Origin of the sequence: Streptococcus sp. 3874, assembly GCF_013276425.1 — a bacterium.
Lineage (GTDB): Bacteria > Bacillota > Bacilli > Lactobacillales > Streptococcaceae > Streptococcus > Streptococcus pseudopneumoniae.
The window spans coordinates 26594-36924 of the sequence record NZ_VMLA01000094.1; the positions used below are offsets into that span (position 1 = coordinate 26594).

The 10331-nt window shown below is 41.4% G+C and carries 10 protein-coding genes and 1 pseudogene; 2 read left to right on the forward strand and 9 right to left on the reverse strand.

Features of this window, described 5'->3' with window-relative positions; translation table 11 throughout:
- The first annotated feature begins 107 nt into the window (after nt 1-107).
- Complete coding sequence (gene plsY, locus HT703_RS09100; protein WP_023940961.1) at nt 108-749, forward strand: glycerol-3-phosphate 1-O-acyltransferase PlsY; 642 nt, start codon at nt 108-110, stop codon at nt 747-749.
- A 33-nt stretch (nt 750-782) separates the two neighbouring features.
- Here plsY and HT703_RS09105 read toward each other — a convergent pair whose 3' ends face one another.
- From HT703_RS09105 to HT703_RS09145, 9 genes and pseudogenes are all read right to left on the reverse strand, one after another.
- Nucleotides 783-1739 carry an ABC transporter permease gene (locus HT703_RS09105; RefSeq protein WP_000029124.1) on the reverse strand — a complete coding sequence of 319 codons (957 nt, stop codon included), beginning with the start codon at nt 1737-1739 and terminating at the stop codon, nt 783-785.
- A gap of 2 nt (nt 1740-1741) precedes the next feature.
- Complete coding sequence (locus tag HT703_RS09110) at nt 1742-2800, reverse strand: ABC transporter permease (RefSeq protein WP_023932827.1); 1059 nt, start codon at nt 2798-2800, stop codon at nt 1742-1744.
- The gene (locus HT703_RS09115; RefSeq protein ID WP_054392736.1) at nt 2793-4328 is read right to left on the reverse strand and encodes an ABC transporter ATP-binding protein; all 1536 of its coding nucleotides are present in this window, start codon (nt 4326-4328) and stop codon (nt 2793-2795) included. Before HT703_RS09115 ends, HT703_RS09110 begins: the two co-directional genes overlap by 8 nt.
- 143 nt (nt 4329-4471) lie before the next feature.
- Entirely contained in the window at nt 4472-5527 is a 1056-nt protein-coding gene (locus HT703_RS09120) for a BMP family protein (RefSeq protein WP_023932825.1), read from the reverse strand.
- Nucleotides 5528-5616: 89 nt separating this feature from the next.
- Nucleotides 5617-6006 carry a cytidine deaminase gene (locus tag HT703_RS09125; RefSeq protein WP_000246098.1) on the reverse strand — a complete coding sequence of 130 codons (390 nt, stop codon included), beginning with the start codon at nt 6004-6006 and terminating at the stop codon, nt 5617-5619.
- Nucleotides 5993-6655 (reverse strand): deoxyribose-phosphate aldolase, encoded by a 663-nt coding sequence (deoC, locus tag HT703_RS09130; protein ID WP_054392738.1) that lies wholly within the window; start codon nt 6653-6655, stop codon nt 5993-5995. Before deoC ends, HT703_RS09125 begins: the two co-directional genes overlap by 14 nt.
- Before the next feature lie 19 nt (nt 6656-6674).
- Nucleotides 6675-7952, reverse strand: a complete 1278-nt coding sequence (locus HT703_RS09135; RefSeq protein ID WP_054392739.1) for a pyrimidine-nucleoside phosphorylase — start codon at nt 7950-7952, stop codon at nt 6675-6677.
- A complete protein-coding gene (locus HT703_RS09140) occupies nt 7949-8539 on the reverse strand; it encodes a class I SAM-dependent methyltransferase (protein WP_081005511.1) in 591 nt (196 codons plus the stop codon). The genes HT703_RS09135 and HT703_RS09140 overlap by 4 nt, the downstream gene beginning before the upstream one ends.
- Before the next feature lie 208 nt (nt 8540-8747).
- Nucleotides 8748-9153 (reverse strand): annotated as a pseudogene (locus HT703_RS09145) (hypothetical protein).
- A gap of 210 nt (nt 9154-9363) precedes the next feature.
- On the opposite strand from HT703_RS09145, the gene coaA reads away from it, so the two are divergent.
- Nucleotides 9364-10284, forward strand: a complete 921-nt coding sequence (coaA, locus tag HT703_RS09150; RefSeq protein ID WP_054392740.1) for a type I pantothenate kinase — start codon at nt 9364-9366, stop codon at nt 10282-10284.
- Nucleotides 10285-10331: the final 47 nt, after the last annotated feature.

A 10331-nucleotide genomic window follows, 5' to 3' on the forward strand; every position in this document is an offset into this window, starting at 1 on the left:
TATTCTACAGGTTTTCCAAGGATTTTGCAAAATTTTTCTTTCTCCGATGTAACAATTTCAGAAGAGATTCTCTGCCTTTCTTCTTCATTTCATGATATAATAGGAGTATGATTACAATAGTTTTATTAATCCTAGCCTATCTGCTGGGTTCGATTCCGTCTGGTCTCTGGATTGGACAAGTATTCTTTCAAATCAATCTGCGCGAGCATGGTTCTGGTAACACTGGAACGACCAATACCTTCCGAATTTTAGGAAAGAAAGCGGGAATGGCAACCTTTGTGATTGACTTTTTCAAAGGAACCCTAGCAACACTGCTTCCGATTATGTTTCATCTGCAAGGTGTTTCGCCTCTTATCTTTGGACTTTTGGCTGTCATTGGACATACCTTCCCTATCTTTGCAGGATTTAAGGGTGGCAAGGCTGTTGCAACCAGTGCTGGTGTGATTTTCGGATTTGCACCTGTCTTCTGTCTCTACCTTGCAGTTGTTTTCTTTGGAACCCTCTATCTTGGTAGTATGATTTCGCTATCTAGTGTCACAGCATCTATCGCGGCGGTCATCGGGGTTCTGCTCTTTCCACTTTTTGGTTTTATCCTGAGCAATTATGACCCTCTCCTCATCGCTATTATCCTAGCTCTTGCTAGTTTGATTATCATTCGTCATAAGGACAATATCACACGCATCAAAAATAAAACTGAAAATTTGGTCCCTTGGGGATTAAACCTAACCCATCAAGATCCTAAAAAATAAAACGCCAGTTCTGTACTGACGTTTTTTGTATGCTTATTTTGATTTGATATAATTGATACCATCTGCTTTTGGTGCAACTGCTTTTCCAAAGAAGGCTGCCAAGACAAGAATTGTCAAAACATAAGGTGCAATTTGAAGATAAACCGCAGGAACTCCTTGCAGGAATGGCAATTGAGAACCGATAACAGCCAAACTTTGTGAAAGCCCAAAGAAGAGACTAGATAGCATGGCTCCGATTGGATTCCATTTTCCAAAGATCATCGCAGCAAGGGCGATAAATCCAGGTCCAACAATAGTTGTTACTGAGAAGTTAACTGAGATTGATTGAGCATAAATCGCTCCACCAATTCCACCTAGGAAACCTGAAATAATAACCCCTAAATATCTCATCTTGTAGACATTGATTCCCAAAGTGTCCGCTGCTTGAGGGTGTTCACCGACAGAGCGGAGACGAAGACCAAATCGAGTCTTGAAGAGGATAAACCAAGCAAGGAATGAGAAGGCAATGGCCAGATAACCAAGTAGACTAGTTGACTTGAAGAAAATATCACCGATAACTGGGATATTTGCCAAGACTGGGAAATCAAAGCGTCCAAAAGTCTGACTTAGGTTGTCGGTTTGTCCTTTGTTATAAAGAACTTTCACCAAGAAAACAGCCAAGGCAGGCGCCATCAAGTTCAATACCGTACCGCTGACAACATGGTCTGCACGGAAATGAACCGTCGCTGCTGCGTGGATGATAGAGAAAAGGCCTCCAACCAATCCTGCAACTAGCAAAGATAGCCATGGAGTTGCTGCTCCAAATTGTTCTGCAAATTCAAGGTTAAAGACAACTCCAGAAAAGGCACCCATAACCATAATTCCTTCAAGGCCGACGTTTACCACACCACCACGTTCAGAGAAAACACCACCAATACTTGTAAAGATGAGGGGTGCTGAATAAATCAGCATAGAAGACACCAAGAGGGTGAGCAAGGTTGTAATAGACATCTTTACTTACCTCCTTTAACTTGTTTTTTCGGTTTGACAAAGCGTTCGATAAGGTAATGAACACTGACAAAGAAGATAATAGACGCTGTTACAATGCTAACAAGCTCAGACGGTACCTGCGCCGCATTCATACCAGGAGCTCCAACTTGGAGAACACCAAACAGAAAGGCTGCAAAGAGAATACCAATTGGTGAGTTGGCCGCAAGCAGACTAACCGCCATCCCGTTAAATCCAACAGCCAATGACGCCCCCTGAACATAGACATTCTGGAAGGTTCCAAGTCCTTCAACAGCTCCACCAAGACCAGCCAAGGCACCTGAAATAATCATTGAGAGGATAATCGTTCTTTTTGCAGAAATACCAGCATATTCTGAAGCATGTGGATTAAGACCAACCGCACGAATTTCAAAACCAAGGGTTGTTTTCTTGAGCATAAACCAAATGACTGCAACGGCAATGAGAGCAAAGAAAATACCAATATTCATCCGTGAGTTACCAGTCAATTCAGATAACCAAGGTGTCTGATAGGTTGCATTAGCCCCGACACGAATGGTCGAATCTGTACTTTGCATGAATTCTTTAGGAAAGGCATGGATAAAGGCATTCCCTACATACAAGACAATGTAGTTCATCATGATGGTGACGATAACCTCTGACGTCCCTAGATAAGCTCTAAGAATACCCGGAATCGCTCCGACAAGCCCACCAGCAATCAAGGCAATCACAATAGTTGCTAGAATCATCAAGGGACGGGGCATATCTGGATGCGACAAGGCAAACCAACCACTTAAAATCCAACCTGCCAAAGCCTGACCAGGAAGCCCAACGTTAAAGAAACCTGCACGACTGGCAACAGCAAATCCAAGACCAATCAAGACCAAAGGCCCCATTGCACGGAAGATTTCTCCAATCCCACGCAGGCTACCAAAGGCTGTATAGAACAATTCTTCGTAGCCCCAAATAGCATCATAGCCGAAGATCCACATGACAATGGCTCCAAGTAAAATTCCAAGGAAGACAGAGATCAAGGGAACCGAAATTTGTTGTAATTTTTTAGACATCACTCTTCTCCTTTCCCAAGTTTCCACCAGCCATCAAGACACCAAGTTCTTGTTTATTGGTTGTTTCTGGTGATACAATACCTTGAATCTTACCATCGTGGATAACGGCAATACGGTCTGAGACGTTTAAAATCTCATCTAGTTCAAAGCTGACAACAAGGACAGCCTTCCCATTATCACGCTCTTCAATCAAGCGTTTGTGGATATACTCAATGGCACCGACATCCAACCCACGAGTTGGCTGGCTGACGATAAGGAGATCAGGATCTCGATCAATTTCACGAGCAATAATTGCTTTTTGTTGATTTCCTCCTGAGAGTGCAGCTGCAGGAACAAATTCACTGGCAGCACGAACATCAAACTCTTCCATTAGCTTTTTAGCATAAGAAGTAATATTTGAATAGTTCAAAATTCCATTTTTACTATGTGGTTCTTTGTAGTAGGTTTGAAGGGCAATATTTTCAGAAATCATCATTTCCAAAATCAAGCCATCACGGTGACGGTCTTCTGGAACATGCCCAACACTCAACTCTGTAATTTGTCGTGAGTGCAAGCCTACAGTTGAATTTCCTTTTAGCTCGATGCTCCCAGATTCAACCTTGCGAAGACCTGTGATGGCTTGAATCAGTTCAGACTGACCATTTCCATCAATCCCCGCAATCCCAACAATCTCTCCAGCACGAACATCCAAGGATAGATTTTTCACAGCCGGGACACCGCGGTTTTCATTAACCACCAAGTCTTTAATAGACAAGACCACTTCTTTTGGTTGAGATGCTTGTTTCTCTGTTTTAAAGGAAACAGAACGTCCTACCATCATTTCCGCCAAATCAGCATTAGTAGCCCCTGCAATTTTGACGGTTTCAATTGATTTCCCACGACGGATAACTGTAACGCGGTCAGAAACTGCGCGAATCTCGTCCAACTTGTGGGTAATCAAGATAATTGATTTTCCTTCTTTGACAAGATTTTTCATAATAGCCATCAATTCATCAATTTCTGATGGAGTCAAAACAGCCGTTGGTTCGTCAAAAATAAGAATATCAGCTCCCCGATAAAGGGTTTTTAAAATTTCTACACGTTGTTGGGCTCCAACTGAGATGTCTGCCACCTTGGCAGAAGGGTCCACAGCTAAGCCATAACGTTCAGAAAGAGCCTTGATTTCTTTGCTAGCTCCAGCAATATCTAGTACACCATTTTTAGTCAATTCACTTCCTAAAATGATGTTTTCAGCCACCGTGAAAGCTTCTACCAACATAAAGTGCTGGTGAACCATTCCGATTCCCAAGCTAGCCGCTTTAGATGGTGAATCGAGATTGACAACTTGACCGTTGACCACAATTTCACCACTAGTTGGTTCAAGAAGCCCTGCTAACATGTTCATGAGCGTGGACTTACCAGCCCCATTTTCTCCTAAAAGTGCATGAATTTCACCTTTTCGTAGGTGCAGGTTGATGTTGTCGTTGGCAACAAATTCACCAAACACCTTGGTAATATCACGCATCTCAATGACATTTTCGTGTGCCATGTGCTCTTCCTTTCAGAGTCTTATTTTATTTCAATAAAACTTGCTATTTTATCTAGTAGCAAGCTTTACTGAGACAAAATGACTTTGTCTCAACTCTTAAAAAAGCGGCCGAGGGCCGCTTCCTAAGAAATGACTTCCATCCATTATTTTGCAGGAACTTTTACGCTTCCATCAAGGATTTTAGCTTTAGCATCTTCGACAGCTTTTTTACCTTCTTCTGAAAGGTTTGTTACTGCCAAGTCAACCCCTTTATCTTTCAATGAGTAAACGATCACTTGACCGCCAGGGAATTCACCTTTTTCTGCCTTGTTAGAAATATCTTTTACAGTTGTACCAACTTGTTTCAAAGTAGATACAAGAACAAAGTTTGATTCTTTACCATCTTTAGAAGTGTATTTACCTTCTGCTTCTTGGTCACGGTCAACACCGATAACCCAAACTTTTTCATTTTCAGGACGACTTTCGTTAAGTGATTTTGCTTCTGCAAAGACACCTGCACCTGTACCACCAGCTACTTGGTAAACAACGTCTGCACCAGCTGCGTATTGTGCTGCTGCAATTGTTTTACCTTTGGCATTATCACCAAATGAACCAGCATAGTCAACTTGTACTTTGATAGATGAATCTACTGAGGCAACACCTGCCTTGAAACCAGCTTCAAAACGAGAGATAACTTCTGACTCAATGCCACCTACAAAACCAACTTGTTTTGTCTTAGTTGTTTTAGCTGCTGCAACACCTGCAAGGTAAGCAGATTCATTATCAGCAAATGTTACGCTCACAACATTATTCTTTTGGTCTTTAATCACATCATCAATCAAGACATAGTTCAAGTCAGAGTGCTCTTTTGCTGCTTCTTCAACTGCATTGTGAAGGGCAAAACCAACACCAAAGATTAGGTTATAGCTTCCAGCCGCTTGTTGCAAGTTGTTAGCGTAGTCAGCTTCACTTGTTGATTGGAAGTAAGTGAAACCGTTATCTTTTGAAAGATTGTGTTCTTTACCCCAAGCCTGCAAACCTTCCCAAGCTGATTGGTTGAATGATTTGTCATCAACACCACCAGTATCAGTGACGATTGCTGCTTTTGTCTTCACATCAGAAGATGAATCTGCCTTACGAGAAGAGCGATTACCACATGCAGCAAGTCCAACTGCTGCCACTGCTACTAGGCCAAGACCTAGCCATTGTTTCTTGTTCATTACTGAACCTCCTAAATAAGATGTGCAACGATGTTGCAAGTATGGATTGGTTGGCCACAAGGACCGTGCCACTCAAAGAGCGACTCAGACTAATTTAAGTCTGTAAAAGAATATGGAAGTAATTCCCCGACCGTCATCTCGACCGTCGATTTATCTTTTGCGACTAAGGTCACTTTTAGATCTTGTTCAAAAAATTCGACCATTACTTGGCGACAAGCACCACATGGTGAGATTGGTTTTTCAGTTTGACCATAAACAATCAGCTCTGAAAATTCTCTTTGCCCTTCAGAAACTGCTTTAAAAATCGCTGTACGCTCTCCGCAGTTTGTCAAAGGATAGCTAGCATTTTCGATATTCACTCCCGTGTAAACACTGCCGTCTTTGGCTACTAAAACTGCTCCGATAGGAAAGTGAGAATAAGGGACATAGGCTTTCTTGCTGGTTTCAATTGCCAGTTCAATCAACTCAGTAGTCGCCATCTGCCAATTCTCCTTTTAGAATTGCTACTCCAGCTGACGTTCCGATACGGGTCGCACCTGCTTCGACAAAGGCAAGAGCATCCTCATAAGAACGAGCTCCACCAGCAGCCTTGACACCCATATCAGGCCCAACTGTTTCACGCATCAATTGAACATCTGCTATCGTAGCGCCACCAGTTGAAAAGCCAGTAGATGTTTTAACAAAATCAGCTCCTGCTTTTTGGGCTAATTGACAAGCCACAACTTTTTCTTGATCTGTCAGAAGGCAAGCTTCAATAATGACTTTCACTAACTTGTCACCACTTGCTTCTACAACAGCACGGATGTCCGATTCAACCAAGGCTAAATTACCTGATTTGAGAGCCCCAACATTGATCACCATATCAATCTCATCTGCACCATTTTGGATAGCTTCTTTTGTCTCAAAAGCTTTCACAGTTGAAGTTGTTGCCCCCAAAGGGAAACCTACTACTGTGCAGACCTTGACATCTGTGCCTTCAAGCCCTTTTTTGGCATGTTCAACCCAGGTCGGATTAACGCAAACACTGGCAAAATCATACTCCCTAGCCTCAGACAACAAACAATCAATTTGATTTTCTGTTGCATCTTGTTTTAAAAGCGTATGATCGATATATTTATTTAATTTCATATTCGGATTCTCCTGCTGTTTATGAGATAATTTCTATAATTTCTCGTAAACTTTGCACCCTATCATTTATTTTAACATATTTTTGAAAATCTGTAACTAGCTGAGGAGAAATTTTTCCATTTGTGTATACTTTTGCAACAATTTCTCCCTTTTGAACGGAATCTCCAACTTTCTTTTCAAAAACAATTCCTGTCTCATAGTCCAAGGCATCAGACTTGACTGCACGACCAGCTCCCAGTCTCATAGCATAAAGCCCAAATTCCATAGCCGGAAGAGCAGAAATGACACCCGTTTCCTGAGCAGGGATTTCCACCACATGGGCAACATTGACTGGGCGATAGAGGTCCTCCAAGTCTCCACCTTGGGCTTGGACCATCTCCTCAAACTTAGCCAGCGCTTGACGATTTTCAAGATGTTGGCGAACTTCTTCAACTGTCTTGTTTACATTTGCCAGGCCAAGCATAATTTGAGCCAATTCACAGATGAAGTGGGTAATATCCTGACGGCCTTGCCCTTGTAAAATCTCCAATGCTTCAAGAATCTCCAGACGATTTCCAATCGCTCGTCCCAAAGGCTGGCTCATATCCGTAATCACTGCTACTGTCTTCCGTCCAACAGCCTTACCAAGTTCCACCATGGTTTGAGCCAATTCACGCGCCTCATCAACCGTTTTCATGAAGGCACCCTCACCGACAGTCACGTCTAGCAAAATAGCATCCGCTCCTGCCGCAATTTTCTTGCTCATCACCGAACTCGCAATCAAAGGAATCGTGTCGACAGTTGCGGTCACATCACGGAGAGCGTAGAGAAGCTTGTCAGCTTTAACCAGTTGGTCTGATTGCCCAATGACAGATACACCAATGTCCTGTACCTGACGAATGAAATCTTCTTGACTGCGCTCGACTTGATAGCCCTTAATGGACTCCAATTTATCAATTGTCCCACCAGTATGGCCGAGACCACGACCACTCATTTTTGCCACAGGCACACCAAAGCTAGCAACAAGAGGAGCCAAAATCAAGGTCACCTTATCACCAACACCACCCGTAGAATGCTTGTCAACCTTAACCCCATCAATAGCGGATAAATCAAACTCTTGCCCTGTCTGAACCATCTTCATAGTTAGGTCAGATATTTCTCGTGTCGTCATTCCTTTGAAATAGACAGCCATAGCAAAAGCAGACATCTGATAATCAGGAACAGTTCCTGACACATAGCCTTCAACTAGCCATTCAATTTCACTCGAAGTCAGTTCTTGACCGTCTCGTTTTTTTTGGATTAAATCAACTGCTCTCATTCTTTCACACTTCTAAGGATATAGTATCCCTTGTCTTTTTTAAGGATTTCACAATTGCCAAACACATCTTCCATCTTAGACTTAGCACTTGGAGCCCCTTGTTTTTTCTGGATGACGATTGTCAAATCACCACCAATTTCCAAGAAATCTTTACTTTTCTCGATGATTTCATGAACGACTTGCTTTCCTGCACGGATAGGAGGATTAGAAATGACGTGGTCAAAATTCCCTTCAACTTGTTCATAGATGTTAGACTGGAAAATCGTCGCTTCTACTTTATTTCGTTCAGCATTTTGTCGCGCCAAATCCAAGGCACGATTGTTGATGTCAACCATGGTCGCCTGAACTCCATAAGCCTTAGCCAAGGACAAGCCCAAAGGTCCGTAACCACAGCCTACATCAAGGACAGTTTCTCCTTGATTGACCTCAAGACACTTGAGCAAGAGTTGACTTCCAAAGTCAACCATTTTCTTGCTAAAAACACCCGCATCCGTCAAAAAGGTCATTTTTTGTCCCAACAACTCTACTCTCAACTCATGAATATCGTGAGCAGCGTCAGGATTTTCTGCATAGTACATTTTATTCATAACCCTATTCTATCATATTTTGGATCGAATTGTAAATCGTTTACATATCCAGAATGAGACAAAAAGATTGAAGGAAGTTGCTTTACAATAGCTCCCCTTCAATCTCTTTCAACCTTTATAAGCAAATAGTATTTCATCTAGGACTACAGCTATCATTGCCATGATAAAACAACAAATTTATTGTCTATAATCAAGCGCATTTTTATTACTATTGCTTAACCTTCAGATACTTAATTATCAACAAAATTCCCAACAAAATATTTAGATAAAAGCCCAATTGATACGTTTGTGTCAGGATTTCCAAACTTGTCCAAAGTCGTATCAAATCTTCTAGTGACATGCGGAAGAAATAACCCTCTGTCGCAATCCATAGAACTAAAAAGAAATAACTACCAGCAGCAAGCCATTTTGCCCATCGTTTTTTTTAGGAAGAAAGCAATTAAGAGCGAACAGATAAAGACAGCTGTTACAGTAGCATGTTCCATCAAAAAAGTAAAACCGTAATAGATTTCCACAAAACGTCTACCATTATCCGCATTCGCCCCTTTTATAAAAGGTAGAGCAAAACTTAAAATAAAACAGAGTTCCAATAGGTAAGGTTTCAAGATTTTCATAGTACACCTCCTATAAGTTGTGAACTAAAAAGCCCCCTTTATAGCTGATAAGTCAGTAGAAAGCAGCTCCTACTTTATCAATAAATTGTTCATCCTCTATCTACTTATATTATATACTATTGACTTACCACATTCTTACCACATTCAAGAAACCGCTTTATTTTTTTAGCTTTTTATGGTATGATAGACAAAATATCTAGGGGAAAACAAATGACCAACGAATTTTTACATTTTGAAAAAATCAGCCGCCAGACTTGGCAATCCTTACATCGAAAGACAACACCTCCTTTGACAGAAGAAGAATTGGAATCTATCAAGAGTTTTAATGACCAAATCAGTCTTCAAGACGTTACAGATATCTATCTCCCTTTGGCTCATCTAATTCAGATTTACAAGCGAACTAAGGAAGATTTAGCCTTTTCAAAAGGAATTTTCCTCCAACGTGAAAGCAAATCTCAGCCTTTTATTATTGGGATTTCTGGGAGTGTTGCTGTTGGAAAATCAACAACCAGCCGACTACTTCAAATCCTACTGTCCCGTACGCTTACAGATGCTAGTGTTGAGTTGGTTACAACTGATGGCTTTCTCTATCCCAACCAGACCTTGATTGAGCAGGGGATTTTAAATCGTAAAGGATTTCCTGAAAGCTATGATATGGAAACTCTTCTCAACTTCTTGGACCGCATCAAAAATGGACAAGATGTATATATTCCTGTCTATTCTCATGAAGTCTACGACATCGTACCCGAGGAAAAGCAAAGCGTCAAAGCTGCTGATTTTGTGATTGTTGAAGGAATCAATGTCTTTCAAAATCCCCAAAACGAACGCCTCTATATCACTGACTTCTTTGACTTTTCCATCTATGTTGATGCTGCAGTCGATGACATCGAGAGTTGGTATTTGGACCGTTTCTTGAAAATGCTGAGCCTAGCCCAAAACGATCCTGATAGCTACTATTATCGTTTTACTCAAATGCCAATTGGAGAAGTGGAATCCTTTGCCCATCAGGTATGGACTAGTATCAATCTCACAAATCTACAAAATTATATTGAACCGACCAGAAATCGTGCGGAAGTGATTCTTCATAAAAGCAAGAACCATGAAATCGATGAAATTTACTTAAAAAAGTAATTTTCCCTTGTCAAAACGTAAGTTTTCAGATATAATCCCATCTTTGA